Here is a 16,453-nt window from a genome sequence, read left to right as displayed (position 1 = left end):
GCGATGAGGCCTCACGCATGGGCATCATCACTTCGGCCCCGTTAGGGGCCGACTCGTTTGCGCACTTTGCGAGCGATGCTCGACGATGCGTCCTACGACAAGAAGCCTAGTCTCGTCTTTGGGACTAAACGTCGGCCACGGCATGGGCGATCCGCACACCTTGATGTCATCGCCAGCAGTGATGTCGGAAATAGCCGTGGCTTCCCAATCGAGCGCATCGTGTTTGGTCACCCATACGCCGACCTCTTCACCGTCTGCCGTCTGTAGGTCGAGTGCGCCCGAAATGTCTGCGAAGAGGAGGGAGAGCGGATCCTCCTCGCTTGGCGCGGGATAGGGAACGACATCCTTCGCCGTTCCAGGAAAACAGACGATGCGATCGCGATAGTAGTCATAGTTTTCGCGTACGGCTGCCGGAGCCACGGGTTCGTCCCGAATATCGAGCATGTAGCGTGCGAACATGGATAGACGTGGGACGTGCTGTAGCGCTGCGATACCCAGAGATACCGCTGACAGCGTGACGAGTACAACGACTATCCAAAACAGGGCGGGCTTTCTGATTCCGTTCATGAGCCTATTGCGTAGTGCTTGATGACCGGCGTGACCGGCTCACGTCGAAGCGTGAGGTCGGTCCATATCGTCGAGTGAGTTATCTCGTCTATAGGGGTTTGACGAGCCGCCAGGTCACGCGCTTATCACCGAGGTCAGGCATGACGTCACCCGCCTGGAAGAACCGCGTGCCGAGATGGCTTGCCTGTTCACACCTCCAATCGCCGGGCCACGGACATGGCGTGCCAGAATAGATCCGCACTACGTACCTCTCACTTTCTTGCGAAGACTTGGACTTGCCATGGGCTGGCGTCGTCTTGAGTACCGCTTGCACGTCTTCTGGGCGATCGAAGCGCCGTAACCAGAGATTGCTGGTGCGCGGGTTGAACCGAATCTCGCCCGCGATCGAGCCGTAGTGCAACGACCCAATATGGTTCACGCGCAGGGGCTTGATGACGTCGTTGACCTTCGCGTACAGCTCGGGGCGTGGGTCAGCCCCTGCCTTGCCCAAGGCTGGCCAGTCACCAGCGCGAATGATGCTGCCCCATTGATACGGCAAGATGGCGATGCGTTCGTCGGCGAACTTTGCTCGCAGTTGTTCTTCCGTGCCTAGCTTGGCCAGCCAGTGGTGAGCAAGGAATGTGTACCAGTTGAGATGGATGTAGCCATCACGCCACGATGGGCTGCTGATCGGCACACATACATCCAATCCTCGATAGGCCCACGCCACTTCATATTCAACGTACTGAAAGTCTTCCCATTCGTGACATTCTTGAATGGCGAGACCCGCTGCGCCATGCAGCGGGCGTAGAATCTGGCACATATCCAACAGCAGTCTCTCAACGCGTTGGCGTCCCTCACCACGGAGTTCCTCCACCGGCAGGTAGAAGCGCACTGTCGTCGTCACCTTATGGATCTTTTCCATCCAGCCAGCAGGTGAGTAGACACCAAACATATAGTCGCTGACATGCCCAAAGGATGGACGAGACATCCATTTGAACTCGACAGCATTCATTGGATTTTCCGCCGTGATGTGCTCGAAGCAGTCGGTGAAGGTCTTGCGTGAGTAGGGTTGGATTCTCATACCCATTTCACCGCGATATCCGCCTTGAAGCTTGCTGCCAAAGTGCTGGTCATACAATGCAATCGCCTCGGCGATATGCTTGCGGCGTATGGGCAAATAGGCGTCAACCAAATGGAAGATCGCGACAACACCCACCTGTTGCACGGGCTGAGTGGTGTCTTCTTCGTCCATGAAGGTAAGACTCCAACGCTCTGCATCAAACGTGTCGAAGAATTCGGCTTCAGTCATTCTCTTCCTCAAGGAGCATCTGAGTTTGCGTGCGACTTATCCCATTTCACCCGATCAACGATGCTCATCGTCGAGTGAGTTACCTCGCCTTAGCGAAAAACCAGGTGACGTCCCGTCCGTGTACCTGGGGCATGGGCGTGCCGTGCATGAAGGTGCTTGGACCGATAGGGATATCCTCGCAATGCCACACGCCGGGATAGGGGCAAGGCTGGCCGCTGGTGGCGCGCATGCCGGGCGGAGGTTGCTCGGTCCACAGCCAGGTCACGGGCACGCCGTCGACCAGCGGCAGCGATTCACCGTCGCCAATGCGACAGCGCACCAAGGGCTGGCCGGATTGGACCCAGAGGCCGGCGCGTGGGGCGGGCTGGAGGCTTTGGGCTTCTCGGGACGCTTCGGCAGGCGGTGTGATCTGCTCGCGTTGATCGATGTCCCATTGCCATAGCGTCATGCCGTGCGTGTGGTCGCTTTCGATGATGGGCAGGCGTTCGCCTTGCTCGAAGTGTTGGCGCGTGCCGCGCTTGGCAGACGTCACCCACCAGCCGGTGCGCGGGCAGGCCTCGCCACCGGTGGCATGCGCTAGCGGTGGTTCTTGACGAGGTGCGTCGGGCGCGAGGCCGCGTACTTCGGATGACGGCCAATCGCTGTCGTCGTCAAAGCGAGCGAGCCAGCGCTCGGTGTCGCGTCGATTGAAGCGCACGTTGGGATCGCCGTCCCACTCGCCGAAACCGAGCAGGTCCAGGTTGGTGTGCCGCAGCGGCCGCAGCAGACGGTTGAGCATGACGGGTAACTCGGGTACGCCGTTCTCGACCGGATACAACGCCGGCTGCGGGCCAAGCTCGATCCATTGGCCGCAGTCGAGCTCATCGATGCGGATACGGGGATCGGCCAGCGCGGCGCGCACGGCGTCGCGGTCGAGCGAGAGCTTCTCGCGCCAGATGTCCGACAGGAAGAAACCCCAGGTCGGCGAACGTAGACCCGACGGTAGATGGTGCTTCATGGTGAAGGGGTAGTCGGTATCCAGACCGTAGAAATGCGGAGCAAGTGCCCGGTCCCAGACGGTGACCTCGGAGCGGGTGCCAAACTCCAGCGGATTGGCCATGGCGAAACCGCTGTAGACCTGTTCGGGGCGCAGGCGCGTGATGGTGTCGTGCACGAAGCGGCGCCAGGCATCGCGGTTGTCGAGCCACCACTGCCAACGGTAGTAGAGGAGGATGCTGGAGTAACTGGGCCCCCCAAAACCTAGATCCGAGTCTCTCCAGTAATAACCCGCGTTCGTCGGCGAGCTTTGGTGGTTGGTCTCGTCCGTGAAATCGAAGGTGAAGCCCTTGTTACGGGGTACCTTACGCGCCCACTCGCGCAGATTGCCGAGTCGCTTGGAGCCGTAGGGGTGAGGCCGCTCCGAATCGGGATGGGTCTGGATCTTGAAAGGGGCGCCCAGCAGGCGCTCGAATGCCTCATGCACATCGATCATGGCAAGGCCCGTTTCCACATGATGTGCTGGATCTGCGGCGAAGTAGATGCTGAGAAACGGCATCACGGCCAATTCATAGTAGCCGTTGTCGTGGGCGATACTCGGCCATTCTTTCAGATCGGCGACCATGCCGGCGATCTCGTCGTCGGTCATTTCCCTATCTATCGTGCTCATCGTTTCTTCCTTCCGTTTTGGCGGCTTGATTCTCCAGCTTGAGATTCCTCCGGCTTGTATCCGGTGCAGTCCTCCGGAACCCTGAGCAATGCAACTTTTTTTGTATCCTGGTTCATCAATTTCACGTAGTCATCCATTTGCTTGTTCTTCACCCAGTCCCTTGGAAACTTGATCTCCACCGCGACAAACACGTTGGGTACGTGAAATGGCTGCTGCCGATATTCGACGATGGCCAGGTCCGGTGCCAGGCTGCCCTTAGGCCGTGGCCAGAAGGGAAAGACCTCGCTGATACGCCTGGGGCGTGTTGGTGGCTCACCGAGCCATGCCTTGCCGTTCATGTAGTTGGGTTCGGCCTTGAGCGGGCTCTGCCAATCCAGCGTTTCGTCGATGGCCTCGAAGATCAAGGACGCTGTGGTTTGCTTCAGGAACACGTCGATTGTCATGGCGACGAGTTCTCCGCCCACTTTTTTGCGGATACGCCTGGGCACTTTGATCGGAGAGTCCTTGGCCCAGGTACACGCAATACTGATGGCTGGGCGAAAGGGAACCTTTCTTTCGATGTACTCCTTGTAAGTGGTGCCTTCCTTGCCTCGTCGCGAGATCGTGCTGCGCCCACCGTGATCGATTTGGGCGAAGGTTGAACTCTTCTTGTCGATTTCTTGGGCAAAGCTCTCAATAACGGACTTGAGTACCTTTTTGATTTGCTCACGCCGTTCGGCGAGATGGGCCGTGAACTCGACGCCCTCTGCGATTGTTGCCGCGGTTTCGACGGCCTGATAGACCCTGTAGGCACGATATCCCCAGAGCAATGCGGCGGCGGCAGCAGCGGGAAGTGGCATCAGGCATTCTCCTGTGCTTGTTCGTTCAGAAAGTCATCCGTGAACGGTGACGGTTGGTCGGCGCACGGCCGGTCATCGCCGATGCCATCGATGATGGAACTCCAGTTCTCGGTGACACGCTGGTCGTCGCGCATGATGGTTTTGTACGCGTGGACCATGCGTGGGTTGGCGCTTTCCACGTGTTCGGTTTCGCCTTCGTCGTTGGTCCATCCTTCAACGAGGAGCTGGCCTGCGCTCATCAACTTGTAGCGATAGCCCTGGAAGGCGCGTTCGTCTGTTTTGCGCATGCGGTAACGGGCTTCGAAGTCGCCGGTCGACGGGGCTTTGAAGATGGGCAGGGCGGCATTGGCGTTGGCCGGTCCGATGAAGTCATAGCTGCCTGCCTTGACGGTGAAGGTGCCGGGCATGCCCATTTCGACGTTGCCGTTCGCGATCTTGACGTACGCGCCGCCACAGATCAGCGTGAGGTGCGTGTTGGCTCCGATCACGACGTGCTGCTGACTGGCGCTGATCTCGACGCTTTGTTCGGCTTCGAAGCGCATGACGTTGTGCTGGGCCTGCAGCCACATCTCGCCCTGGTGGGCGATGTGGCGCACATCGCCGTTCTGCGCAAAGGCGCTGATGCCGTTGCCGGCGTGGATCAGCGCGCGCTCGCCGGCGCTGAGCTGCAGGTTGCCTTGCGCGGCAGCGTCGATGTGTTCGCCCGCGCCCAGCGCGAGGGTACGCGGCGTACCGGCCGCGATGCCGCCGGGCGCGGACAGCGCGAGCAACGGCTTGATGCCATCACCACTGCTGTTGGCCTGGTCGTTGGCGCCATGCCCCATCTCGCGCACGGCGTCGGTCAGACCTTCGCGCGGTTTGACGTCGTGCGCGAGCCCCTGATGTTGGCCGGCGTAATCGCCCAGCGCCTTGGCGAGCTGGAGCGCGGCGTCGAGCGCGGCGACGATGGCCTCGCGGTCGAGTTGGCCGCCGGCCGCATCGCGCTGCGCCTCGGCGGAGAGCAGCAGGCCCTGGGCGGCGCGCAGCGCGCCATGCAGATCGGTGCGCAGCTCGAAGCCTTCGCCGCGCGGGCCGCCGCCGTCGGGCCGCGGATGGGTGAGGTAGCCCAGGTGCAACGCGCTGGCGCCATGGTCGTTCATCAGCGCGGCGCTGATCTCGTGGGTGGTGTCGTCCAGGCGTAGCTCGCTGGCGCGCTGGCCCTTGTGCTCCTTGCTCTTGATGGTGCTGAGCACCTGGTGCTTGGGCAGTGCGTAGGGCGTGGGGTTGGTGACTCGGTAAGTGCGCGACGTGATCAGCGGTTGGTCTGGATCGCCGTTTAAGAAATCCACGACCACCTCTTGACCGATGCGCGGCAGCGCGAGATGGCCCCAGCGAGTGCCGGCCCAGGCGTGGGCGGTACGGATCCAGCAGGAGCTGTGTTCGTTATGCTGACCGAGTCGATCCCACGGGAACTGCACCTTGACACGACCGTGCTCGTCGACGTGGAACTCCTCGCCGTCGGGGCCGACGACGGTGGCGATCTGCGGACCGGGGACGACGGGCCTTGGCAGCGGTGCAGGACGCCACTCGATCTTGTCGGGAACGATCTCGGCGGTGTAGCGGTAATGGGTGCCGCGCTGCGCATCGGCGCTTTCTTCGGCCTGGCTGGTGTGCTGCACGCCGTGGTGGCGGATGCGCACGGGACGCCAGCCGTGGTTCCAGTCGGCGCGCGGGTGGCCGATGAGGTCGAAGGCGATGCCGGGCACGAGGCGGGGATCGTCGCCCTCGACCACGGCGGTCTGCGCGTCGCGGCGCAGGCCGCGTAGTCGATTGAGCGTGAACGGGGCACCGGCCGCATCCTGCTTGTAGCGCCCGGGGTAGTCGTAGCGTTCGTAGTCGGGCTGGCCTTGGCCGGCGACGCTGGGGGAGTGCTCCTGGCGGTAGCGCGGATGCTTGAAGGTGTAGTCGCGCTGGGTCTGACGGGTGGTGCGCACGCTCTCTGCGTAAGCGAAGCGGCGCAGGGCCGGCTCAGGCTGATCGGCGCCGGGGGTGGGCTGATAGCGCACGGGTCCGCCGTCGATCGCGCCGTGGACGTAGAGGCGATCGCCAAGGACGAGGCGGTGATCGGTGTCGTCGTGGCGGTGGTAGAACACGAGGCCTTCCTCGGCGGCGAGGCGCAGGAAGAAATCGACGTCGGACTCGCCGGCCTGGACGCAGTACTCGCGGGCGAGGTGCTCGTCGGTCAGGCGCCAGTCGGGCGCATCGATGCCGTGGTCCTTGAGCACGGTGGCGAGGATGTCGGGGACGTGCTGCTGCTGGAAGATGCGCCAGTCGGCGCAGAGGCCGAGGCGTGCGAGGCGAGGCTCGACGACGGCGCGGTAGCGGGTACGTCGAAAGCCGGTGTCGTGTTGCTCGAAGGTACTGACGAGGCCGTGGACGCGGCGCACGGGTAGCGGGCCGTGCCAGAGGGTGAGCAGGGCGGGCCGGTCGAGCACCTGATCGAAGTCGAGGTCGGGCGTGTGGCTGGCAAGTTCGAGGTCGAGGCGGTCGAGCTGGAAGAGACCTTCGTCGAGGGTGAACTCGACGACGTCTAGGTCGATCGTGCCATCCGTGCCATGGATGGCGAAGGTGAAGCGCAGGTCGGATTGGGTGGGCATGGCCGTTTCCTTGAGCAACGCGTGGACGACCGCCGATGCGGTCGGTCGTCCGGGGCAAGCCGATGTGATCCCCGAAGGCGAGCGCCGATGTGCGCGACGCCTTCGGGGTGCTTGGGCTTACGCTTCCTGGGGCTTGCGCCAGTCGTCCGATGCCTCGGTGCCGGCGATAGCGTGCGTCCAGGTGATCTTGCGATAGGCCATGGCGACCTTCACCAACTGGGTGTACTCGGACTTGGTCGCGTCCTGCGCGTGCGGCAGCACGGTGTTGATGTTGACGATGGTGGCGTCTTCGAGCTTGGTGGTGAAGAAATGCTCTTGCTTGCCTTCGGTGGAGGTGCGGTACCACTTCACTTCCACTTCGGGGAGCATTTCACCGGAGGCCAGGGCTTGGTACAGCAGCGGCGTGGCCTTGTTGAGCGGCGAGGTGAAGGTGAACGGCTTGTGCACACGCTGGCCCGACGGCTGGCCGCTCTGCGGGTCGGTCGGGGTGGCGATCAGGTGTTCGACTTCCTGGACCAGGAGCTGATCTTCGTGACCTTCCTGGTAGACGTTGCCGACCGAGTCGGCGGTGAAGGCGCCTTGCGTGATGTTGCCTTGGGTTTTGCCTTGGATGCTGATGTAAGCGGGTGTCGGCATGGCGATGACTTCCTTTTACGTGTTAGCGATTAGAGAGTGGCCGGGTGGCCGTCTTGCCATCGAATGGCGGATAGCTATTCGCAAACACCGTGCCAATGGTGGTGATAGTCTTTTTTATCCTTTATAAATCAATGACTTGATAAGATTGATGAGCCTATGGGCCGCGATGCCTTGGGCGTTTTTGCCGTGGAAATGCAGTTTTTATGCGGGAATCGGGTCATTGATGGCCCGGTCATTCGCTAAGGTGTTGATTAATAGATGGATATAGGCGGGCCAAAAATGGCTCGCCGGGCCATTTTTGGCCCGCTTGATCTGCGTGATATGGCACGTGCGTATTAATCCCGGCAGTATGGTGGTGAGGTGTCGGCCGTATAGACGTCCATCGCATACCGATGTGTCGCCCAACATCCGAACAGCAAGCTTTTCCTTGCATTCCTCCTCCTTGCCGGCGAGCTTGAGTCGCAAGAACTGACTCAGTGTCTTGGGTCCGTCCAGGACGCTGCCTCTCTGGAACAATCGTTGCTCCAGTCGCGCAATGGCTTATGTAAAGAGCGCGTCGTCGGTGAGGTGTTCAACGCGCGTGGTCGGCTTTTGTACACGCTTTGCCCGCATCGCCGGAACTGACATGAGAAACCCTCCTTGACATAGGAGGATTCACGAAATCGCGGGGTAGTTCCCACGAGAAGTGGAAAAAGCAGTATTCCCCTTCAAAAATCCGCTCTCATTTGCTGCACCTGGCATCAAAGCTGTGCTCATTCGTCAAGGTTTTTTCACGCGCATAACTTCTACGGAATCGGTCCCGTTCAGGTTTTTCTCCTATTTCGTATAAGTCAGATTTCTTGACATTGGATTTTCGGATATCGCTGATAGACGTGTCGTGAGATCGGCAGTGAGAATCAACTGTCGCGCCTTGCGGATGGGGAATCTCGTATGCGCCATGTGGCGCCCATCACGGCGTTTGCTTGGAAGAGACGATATGGACAGCACTGCTGCGATGCATGCGTTGTCGGCGACCGGCTTGCCAGCTAGTCAGCCGATGTTGGGTGACGGGCGTCGCATAGATATTGCCGATGGCCACAGCCAATCCACCGCGGATCTGGCGTGCCTGATCCTTGAGGTTGCCTTCGCGCTCGGTGGTAGGTGGGTCCGGTGCATCGATATCGTGCCGGGCGTCACGATGTTGGCCTCCATCGGCGAACTTAAGCCGCTGGACAGGGGCGAGAAACTCGAATTCATCGATGACCTTTGGACGCTGTTGCGGGACCAACTGAACGCGTGGCTTTCTGCTAGAACGGTCTCACCGAGCCTAGTGTTGACGCATCCCAAGGGTGTTTGCTTCGAGTGCTTTTGGGGCGACCGAACATCACCGAAGACTGCTTTCGTCACCATCCACGTCCACTACGATGGCGCTTATGTGGCGGCCTACAACCGGTCCCGTCGTCGTAGGCCGATACTGGAGTTGCCGCCGGGTCCTGCATGTTTAGCGCGGCAACGGCTGGTGGTGCGACGCAGGCTGCTGGTGGCGACCTTGGACGCTAGTCGTCGAGCGCTGCATCCGCAGTACGATGGGTTACCGATTCCGGTGAGGCATCGAGTGTCCGGGACACTGAGCGCCTGGCAGGCACTGCGTGATGAGCTTGATCGAGAGGCGTCGTCTCCCACACTGACGCAGATACTGACGAGCGCCACAGTGGTTCCCATCATGAACTGTGTCGATGCCTTGATTCGGGCGATGCTGCCGCTGGGTGTGCGCGGGGTTCCCCTGGAGCAGTTGGTTATGGATGCCACGGCGAGTGCGCTTTGGCAGGCCTTTGAGTTGCGCAAGGGCATTTTCTACGAACCCAGTGCGGCATTGCATCGTCTGCTGGACTCCGCGCACATCGCGGACAACGTGCCGATGGGCATGGTGTCGCTACCCGCCGACGCCCTGTGCGTCATCCCTGAGCCATCGATGCGGGCCCGGCCGGGAAGTCTTGAAGCTGTTGTGCTGTTTCGTCATGAGCAAGGCATTTGCTTTGCGGCCTGGTTCGGTCAAGGTGATCGGTCGGTACAGTCGCTTCCCGAGTTTCAGTTGCTGCAGTTGGGTGTGGAGGATCCGGACCAAACCATTCGGGAAGCCTTGGACAGAGCCTTTGCCAATGCTGACCTTACCCAGGGACAGGCGGAGGTTCCGGCAGCTAATCGTCAGGCGCGGGAGATCTGGCGAGATACCTTGGACTATGTCCTCAAGATGCTGCTGTACTTGAAGGTGCGGGACGCGCATGTCGTTCCCCATCGAGCCTACTCGGATGCCACGAGGGATTTCAGTGGGCTGGGCAAGCGCAAGCGAGCGGAGCGGCTCGAGGCCATCGAGCAGTTGTATGACCGATTCATCGTAGGGCCGGCGCTGCTCGATGAGGAACTGGCCCGCGAGATGCCCTGCAGGGACACGCATGGCGAGATGTCGACGCACTGGCGCTCACCCTATTTCAAGTTGCAGCACTACGGGCCGCGAGCTTCGTTACGCAAGCTGATGTTCTTCGGGCCGGCCATTGTCAGGGCCGATCGCCTAGGCGAATAGGGTAGGGCCGATGGCAGGCGACGCAGGACGTGGGCAGATTTATCGTCGACTCGCGAGCTTGGGCATGGTCGCGGATTCCGGCTTCGCCTGCTTTTTCACGCCGATGCCGGTGCCAAGGAAATCTTGGGTGCAGGAGATTTCACTTCATCTCTCCCAGAGACCTATCTCAGCTGTCGGCGGATGAGCGGAGTGGGCGGCTGGTTGGTGTTATTGGGTGTGCACAGGCGAATGCCCGGCCCTTCGTAAGAAACGACGAATTCCTCGCGTTCGGCGACGTTTTTTCACATATTCATCACAATCTCGTGGGTGACTATTGAGCCCTCATGGAGCCATAGGGGTCGGACATGGATATCGCCAGAAAGGCGCTCGGTGCGCTTGGTCTTTCTTTGTTTGGGTTTGGGCTGCTCAGCGCGAACCCTGCTGCCGCACAGAGCGTCGCTGCAAGCAACATCGCCTACACGTACAACGCCAAAGGCGAGCGCATCTCGAAGACCGTTGATGGCGTCACCACGCGCTTCGGCTACGACGAACGCGGTCACTTGATTAGCGAAATCAGTCCAACCGGAACACGCGACTACATCTACTTGGACGACATGCTTGTCTCCACCGTAGACACGCCCGCAGCTGTGGCTGCTCCATCAACTGTCAGCTATGTGACTACGGACCACTTGGGCACCCCGCGTGCAGTGAGTGACAGCACGGGAAACGCGATTTGGCAGAACCCATTCCAAGGGAACGCTTGGGGAGACAAGCCCGTGCTATCGAACGGGTACACGCTCAACGTGCGCGCAGTTGGCTCGTACTACGACCCGGAGACGGGGCTGATCTACAACATGCAGCGCTACTACGACCCAAACACCGGGCGGTTCATGCAGTCTGACCCCATCGGGTTGGCGGGCGGTATCAACCCGTACGTTGCGGTCAACAACAATCCACTCAAGTACATTGACCCGACGGGAACCGACGCGATTCTCCTAGTCAACCCGAATACGGTGCCGATTAATATTCCCGGCTTAGCCGGTGGATATGCGGGGCATGCTGCTCAGATCATTGGCAGCGACGAAATGGGTTGGCATTACTACTCAAAAGACGGCGAAGACTATCCGGGGCATCAGATCACGACCTACCGAAGCTACGCCACTCTGGATCAGTTCGAGCAGGAGTGGGGCAGTGTTTACCTCCGTCAAAGGGGCGTGTCGACCACGCCAGGACAAGACTTGCTTATGAACGCATATACCCTAAGGCATCTGAATGATCCGTTTGATGGCTACGACAGCAATTGCGGGGATTTCGTGAAGCACACCATGCGGGCCGGAGGCGTGAATGTTCAAGGCGGCGACGGGTTGCTACCCACTATTCCTATAAACATGACCGTGGAGTTCAATCAAGGCCAGTACACTCCTGAGAACTCCTACGTTAACCAGCATTGGAATCCAGACATGTTTGGGACGCCACCACTTAGGTCGTCATCACGATGAGTAAGATCAAGGCCTTTCCGTTCATCCTGATCGGGACCGCAGCGCATATCCTTCTCGGCTTTGCGGTCATTCGCGCGCAGCTGAATTGCGGAATACAACCTCACTGCGTGCCCGCGAGTGCAGGAACGTTCGCGAACATACTGGGATTCCCGCTCAACCTGGTGTCGTGGATGTGGCAGAGCCCAGGCGGTGGAATACCAAGCTGGGCGTTCTTGGCATTCTTTCTGAACTCAGTGCTCTCGGTAACCATCATTTGGTTTGTACTTAATGCACTTCTGAAGCTGCGCGCGAAGGGAACGAGCTGAGCTAGCGGCAGTATGCTTGGCAATCGTGTTCGCCTGGGTCCATGATGAGCGGACGCTGCGTTCGGCGGGCAGCAAGTCCGATCCTTACTCGGTGTTCGAGAAGATGCAGAGGCGGGGTCATCCGCCCGATGAAGAGGTGTCCCGCGTGGCAGCCAGTCGTGCGGATTGAGCCGTCGAGGAGACGTGACCAGCGCTTGGGAGCAGGAGGCTCCAGCCATGCAAGAGACGAAGACGATGACTTTTGCAGAGCGCGCCGGCCGAACGGTTGGCCGGTGGCTGAAGCCTATCGCTCGCCTGGAATCCGCGGTATGGCGCAGGTTTGCTACGGCGGGTGCGCCCCACTGGTTGGTGCTCACGCTGAAGTGGGGCGTGAGTCTCGCATTGCTGTTGGGCCTGCTGTACCTCTCGGTCGTCCCCGCGCTTATCGTCCTGTTCCTTGTTTTGCTGGGAGGTGGCACTGGGGTCATGGACGACGAGGAATTTCAAGAGTCGTTTAACTTTCATTACAACCTGGATCAGGAGGAAGAGGAGCGAAAGGCTCGCGAGGATGAAGAGGAACAGCTACGCCTTGAGGATGAGTGGTGGGGGTGACTCATCTGCAATCGGTAAATGTTCTGAAAATCTGTATTCGGTCTCGCGTGATAGCGTTCGTGTGTGGGAATGACGAGCTGGCCTCGTGTTCCGCAGACCGCAAGTTAGATCTGCATGCTGTGCGCGAAACAATACTGGGGCGGGGTTATCCACCCCGATGAAGAGGTGTCCCGCGTTGCTGCCAGTCGAGCAGGATGGGCTGCCACAGAGAAATAACCACGGGTTTTGTCCATGAGGGAACCCCTATGCGTGTTCGCCATCCGACCAGTTTTGCGCATCGTGCCGGCCGCGCCGCGGGTCGCGCGTGGAGGGTATGCGCGCGCATGGAGGCGCGTGTCGTGCGCGGGCTGATGGCGCGGGGCGTGCCGGCCGCGCTCGCCAAGGCACTGCCATGGGCTGTCAAGCTGTTGCTGCTGGCCGTGCTGGCGTATGCCGCGCTCTGGCTGGCAGTGCTGCTGGTGCTTGGGGTAGTCGTCGTGGTCGTTGTTAGTCATGGTACGCAGGCGGAGGATGACCCCGACGCGGCAGAATGGCGTGAGGGCCATTCGGGATTCGGTTTGTACGACAAGAACGAATGGCGTCGGGATATGGGTGATCCCGACAACTGATGACGGTCCCGGTGGTCGCTACTTGATAAGTGATTTAGCGGCGCCCGGTCCCTTTCCGCCTGCGGATTTCGCATCGCCAGTCGCAACGACCAACGCGCCAACGACGTTGCCAACCCGGATGCCGGCCCAACCAAGCGCCATCACCCAGAACGATGGCAGCACGATGAACATCATGGCCATCACGAAGTTCATCAGCATGTCCCCGAATGCGTTGTTGAGTCCCATGATCGGATCGAAGTTGGTGTGTGGGCGGCCGGCACCGAAGCCCCACCCATAGAGCGCATCCAGGATGGTGCTGTCGATCCAGCGTGCGAGCTGGAACCAGAAGTCGACGAAGAACAGGGCGAACTGCACGCAGCTGACGGTCACTACGGTTTTCAGATCGCCGGCGCTGATGACCAGCAACACCGGGACGCAGATCACCAACGCCATCTTCAGGAACGACAGCACCATCGGCACGGCCTGCCGCACGACGTCCATGGCCGGGAGAAAGCCGATCGACCCGACGGCCATGCCCAAGTCACTCGTACCGCGCGCGACCATGTTCGGAATCGTCATGTCGACTTGGCCGCCGTAGTCGGTGTAGACGTGACCCCGGTTCATGTCCTGCTTGCGCGGCGCGGCGATGGCGCGGATCACCGAGTCGTTGGCTTCGTCCTGGGAAATAAACTTTGCCCAGAGCCCGACACGGGTGAGCAAGCTCGGGTCGACCTGTTTCAAGAGCCGGGCGCGCAGGCCCTGACCGGCATCGCTCCACCATTGCCGGCAGGTCGGGTAGCCGCCACCGCTCGGCACCTGCGCCAGACCGGCGTCGCGGGTGGCGTTGTAGGGCCACGCCGTGCGCGGTGTCTTGGAATGGTAGGTGTCGTAGTAGCCGGCGGTGGTGAGGAACAGGCGCGAGCCGATCCACGTGACGTCGTGCATTTGGCCTTCATCGAGATCCGGGCGGTTGGCGAACAGCTTGGCGCGCGCCGGGCCGTAGCAGTCGCGGGAAAAGTCGACCACTTCCTGGGCCAGCACCGGATCGGCAATGCGCGTGCTGTCGATCTCCATGCGCATCTGGCGTAAGTCCACCCCGCATGGAATCGCTGCGATGGCCGCGCCGGTCACGCCTTTGGAGACCGCATGCATGAAGAACCACCACAGCGGCACCTTGGCGCTCTGGTGGTTGAGTGTGGTGAAGGATTGCGCCCATGCGGTATCCGCCGGCAGCGGCACCTTCACCTGGCATTGGTTGGAGCGCGTGTCGTCGAACTTGATGGTTGCCATGTCCACGTCGATGACGGGTATGCCCGCGAACAGGATGACCATGATGGCGGTCCACACCCGTGTCTCGATGCGCATCGCCGACAGCACGCCCTTGTTGCCTTCGTCGGCGCCCTCGCCACGGGCTTTGAGCCATTCCTGCAGCATGATCGCGATGAATGGCACCGCGACGAAGCCGCTGCCGACGATGATGCTCCAGATGCCGTTGTGGATGATCCAGCCCACCAGCGTCAGGTAGTACTCGAGGTAATCGTTGGTATAGAGCGTCATGGTCCACCTTGCTCACGTTGACCAAGGCCACTGGCTCAGTTCGAGCAGTAGCGCGACGGGCAGGACAGCGCACTCCATCAGGCGTACGCGTCGCCGGCTCTCCGGGCTCCGTTCCAGCAGCCGCCGGCGCGCCCATATCCAACCGCAGGCCGTGGCGGTGTACACGCCGATGCGCCACATGAACAGGTGGCCCGCGTGATTGGCCATCCATTGTTCCCACGCGGGGATGCCGCCGGTCAGGTAGATCCCCAGCAGGTTGATCGCCAGCGACAGCAGGAGCAGCAGCGCTCCCCATCGCAGCAGCGGGCGCAGCAGCTGTCGTGGCAGTCCGATGCGAGGTGGCCGGTAACTGTTCATGGCTTACCGCTTTTCGGTTTCTGGATCTCCTGCACCCGATCGCGATAGGTATCGCCCTCGAACACGCCGCGCGAGCCAGCGGCACGTGCGCCGTGGCGCTGGATGATCATCATCGGCGAATTGCCCGCCAGTTCGCGGCGCAGTTCCAGTTCGGTTTTCAGATTGACGATCTCCTGGTTCAGCGCGGTGCTTTCCTGATCGACGGCCTGCGTCGCCAGCTCGTTGGCGGCCACGTTGGGTTCTTTCTTGCCGGCGAACAGCGTGCGCTGCAGCAGCAGGGCCTTCTCGAGCACGCTGGTGAGCGCGACTTCGGAGGCGAGGCGCTGGCCCAGCAGATCCTGGTCCGGCTCGTCGCGCAGCGCTTCGATCACGCCGCGGGTGACGGGAAGGGAGGCGCTGCCCGCAGCGACCAGGTTGGCGATGGTCATGGGTTTGCCGCCGGCTACCAGCTCACGAAGCGCCTTGAGCTTGGTGTCGAATTCTTCCTGGATCAGAGGTGTGAGCCCGACGCCCGGCGTCGTCTGCACCTTCGAGCACGTCTCGCAGGTGCGCTGCTCGCGCTCGCCCAGCACGCGGGTGGCCCACGTGGCGGCAGCTTGTGGCGAGGACCAGGTTTGGCAAGTCAGCCGGCTACCGCAACTGTTGCTGTCGATGTTGCTGCTGGCCGTGGCGTTGCGGCCGTTGAGCAGGTTGTAGCCGGCGCGGGTTACATCGCCGACCACGCGGATCGGCGCCTGTCCGCTGCCGCCGGCGTTGCTGCCGCCAACCCAGGGGACGCCGCTATTGCCGCGGCTTTTCTCCGCTTTCTCGACGGCGCTCACGGCGTCGTTGTTGCCCGAGCGCACCACATCCTTGAGCGCCATCCCTTCGGCCATGCGGCTCCATCCGAGCTGATTGCCGGCCATGTCGGCCATGCGGTCGGCGATGGCGCGGCACGTCGTCTTGGAGCGGTCGAAGTCGAGGCGGGCCTGGAGGATGCCATTGGTCAGCAGGTTGTACAGCCCCGGATCGGCGCGCTGGATGATCAGCGCCGGCAGCGATGCCACGGCGCTGGTGGCGCTCTGGATCACGCTCGACATGATGCTCTGGAAGCCGTTGGTGAGGCCGTTGAGCTGGTTCTGCAGCGTGGTGGTGATGCTCATGTCACCGCAAATGAGGTTGCTGTTCCAGCCGATGCCGACGCCGAGACTCTGCATGTTGCCAGCCGGTGTCATCGAGACCGCGCGGCCACCGCCGATGCTGTACAGCACGTCGTCGCCGATGACGCTGCCGGTGGCGTTGACGCTGCCGTTACCGAGTGTCACTTGGGCGGAGGCGGTCATGGTCAGCAGCGTGCCGCTGAGAAGCAGGGCGGACAGGAGGGCACGGCGTGGAAGTGTGAGGATGATCGTCATGCGCGTGCCT

15 protein-coding genes and 1 pseudogene are annotated in these 16,453 nt (G+C 61.2%); 6 read left to right on the top strand and 10 right to left on the bottom strand.

What is annotated here, in order from left to right:
- Nucleotides 1–27: 27 nt before the first annotated feature.
- The 7 genes from KHU33_RS02295 to KHU33_RS02265 all read right to left on the bottom strand — a co-directional run bounded on the left by KHU33_RS02295 (nucleotide 28) and on the right by KHU33_RS02265 (nucleotide 8,079).
- Nucleotides 28–567, bottom strand: coding sequence for a hypothetical protein (locus KHU33_RS02295; protein WP_211460893.1), 540 nt, complete (start codon nucleotides 565–567; stop codon nucleotides 28–30).
- 88 nt (nucleotides 568–655) lie between these two features.
- The gene (locus tag KHU33_RS02290; protein WP_211460892.1) at nucleotides 656–1,858 is read right to left on the bottom strand and encodes a type VI immunity family protein; all 1,203 of its coding nucleotides are present in this window, start codon (nucleotides 1,856–1,858) and stop codon (nucleotides 656–658) included.
- 79 nt (nucleotides 1,859–1,937) lie between these two features.
- Nucleotides 1,938–3,503, bottom strand: coding sequence for a type VI immunity family protein (locus tag KHU33_RS02285; RefSeq protein ID WP_211460891.1), 1,566 nt, complete (start codon nucleotides 3,501–3,503; stop codon nucleotides 1,938–1,940).
- Complete coding sequence (locus KHU33_RS02280; RefSeq protein ID WP_211460890.1) at nucleotides 3,500–4,342, bottom strand: VRR-NUC domain-containing protein; 843 nt, start codon at nucleotides 4,340–4,342, stop codon at nucleotides 3,500–3,502. Before KHU33_RS02280 ends, KHU33_RS02285 begins: the two co-directional genes overlap by 4 nt.
- Nucleotides 4,342–6,978, bottom strand: a complete 2,637-nt coding sequence (locus KHU33_RS02275) for a type VI secretion system Vgr family protein (protein WP_211460889.1) — start codon at nucleotides 6,976–6,978, stop codon at nucleotides 4,342–4,344. The genes KHU33_RS02280 and KHU33_RS02275 overlap by 1 nt, the downstream gene beginning before the upstream one ends.
- A 117-nt stretch (nucleotides 6,979–7,095) precedes the next feature.
- Nucleotides 7,096–7,614, bottom strand: coding sequence for an Hcp family type VI secretion system effector (locus KHU33_RS02270; RefSeq protein WP_211460888.1), 519 nt, complete (start codon nucleotides 7,612–7,614; stop codon nucleotides 7,096–7,098).
- A 201-nt stretch (nucleotides 7,615–7,815) separates the two neighbouring features.
- Nucleotides 7,816–8,079 carry a hypothetical protein gene (locus KHU33_RS02265; protein WP_211460887.1) on the bottom strand — a complete coding sequence of 88 codons (264 nt, stop codon included), beginning with the start codon at nucleotides 8,077–8,079 and terminating at the stop codon, nucleotides 7,816–7,818.
- A 511-nt stretch (nucleotides 8,080–8,590) separates the two neighbouring features.
- Here KHU33_RS02265 and KHU33_RS02260 point away from each other — a divergent pair.
- From KHU33_RS02260 to KHU33_RS02235, 6 genes and pseudogenes are all read left to right on the top strand, one after another.
- The gene (locus KHU33_RS02260; RefSeq protein WP_211460886.1) at nucleotides 8,591–10,174 is read left to right on the top strand and encodes a hypothetical protein; all 1,584 of its coding nucleotides are present in this window, start codon (nucleotides 8,591–8,593) and stop codon (nucleotides 10,172–10,174) included.
- A 344-nt stretch (nucleotides 10,175–10,518) separates the two neighbouring features.
- On the top strand, nucleotides 10,519–11,652 hold the full coding sequence (locus KHU33_RS26650; protein WP_211460885.1) for an RHS repeat-associated core domain-containing protein: 1,134 nt from the start codon (nucleotides 10,519–10,521) through the stop codon (nucleotides 11,650–11,652).
- Nucleotides 11,649–11,957, top strand: a complete 309-nt coding sequence (locus KHU33_RS02250) for a hypothetical protein (RefSeq protein WP_211460884.1) — start codon at nucleotides 11,649–11,651, stop codon at nucleotides 11,955–11,957. Before KHU33_RS26650 ends, KHU33_RS02250 begins: the two co-directional genes overlap by 4 nt.
- Before the next feature lie 22 nt (nucleotides 11,958–11,979).
- Nucleotides 11,980–12,126, top strand: a pseudogene (locus tag KHU33_RS02245) (type II toxin-antitoxin system YhaV family toxin); the annotation flags it as partial.
- A 47-nt stretch (nucleotides 12,127–12,173) separates the two neighbouring features.
- A complete protein-coding gene (locus KHU33_RS02240) occupies nucleotides 12,174–12,548 on the top strand; it encodes a DUF3742 family protein (protein ID WP_211460882.1) in 375 nt (124 codons plus the stop codon).
- A 245-nt stretch (nucleotides 12,549–12,793) separates the two neighbouring features.
- Complete coding sequence (locus KHU33_RS02235) at nucleotides 12,794–13,156, top strand: DUF3742 family protein (RefSeq protein ID WP_211460881.1); 363 nt, start codon at nucleotides 12,794–12,796, stop codon at nucleotides 13,154–13,156.
- An 18-nt stretch (nucleotides 13,157–13,174) separates the two neighbouring features.
- Here KHU33_RS02235 and KHU33_RS02230 read toward each other — a convergent pair whose 3' ends face one another.
- From KHU33_RS02230 to KHU33_RS02220, 3 genes are read right to left on the bottom strand one after another with little or no spacing between them, the layout of a single operon-like run.
- The gene (locus KHU33_RS02230) at nucleotides 13,175–14,692 is read right to left on the bottom strand and encodes a conjugal transfer protein TraG N-terminal domain-containing protein (RefSeq protein ID WP_211460880.1); all 1,518 of its coding nucleotides are present in this window, start codon (nucleotides 14,690–14,692) and stop codon (nucleotides 13,175–13,177) included.
- 12 nt (nucleotides 14,693–14,704) lie between these two features.
- Complete coding sequence (locus KHU33_RS02225) at nucleotides 14,705–15,049, bottom strand: hypothetical protein (protein ID WP_211460879.1); 345 nt, start codon at nucleotides 15,047–15,049, stop codon at nucleotides 14,705–14,707.
- Entirely contained in the window at nucleotides 15,046–16,443 is a 1,398-nt protein-coding gene (locus tag KHU33_RS02220) for an integrating conjugative element protein (protein WP_211460878.1), read from the bottom strand. The genes KHU33_RS02225 and KHU33_RS02220 overlap by 4 nt, the downstream gene beginning before the upstream one ends.
- Nucleotides 16,444–16,453: the final 10 nt, after the last annotated feature.

The organism is Collimonas silvisoli (assembly GCF_018305005.1).
In the GTDB taxonomy this organism is placed as follows: Bacteria; Pseudomonadota; Gammaproteobacteria; order Burkholderiales; family Burkholderiaceae_D; genus Collimonas; species Collimonas silvisoli.
The sequence above is the reverse complement of the archived record's forward strand: the minus strand, read 5'-3'. Positions and strand labels throughout refer to the sequence as shown.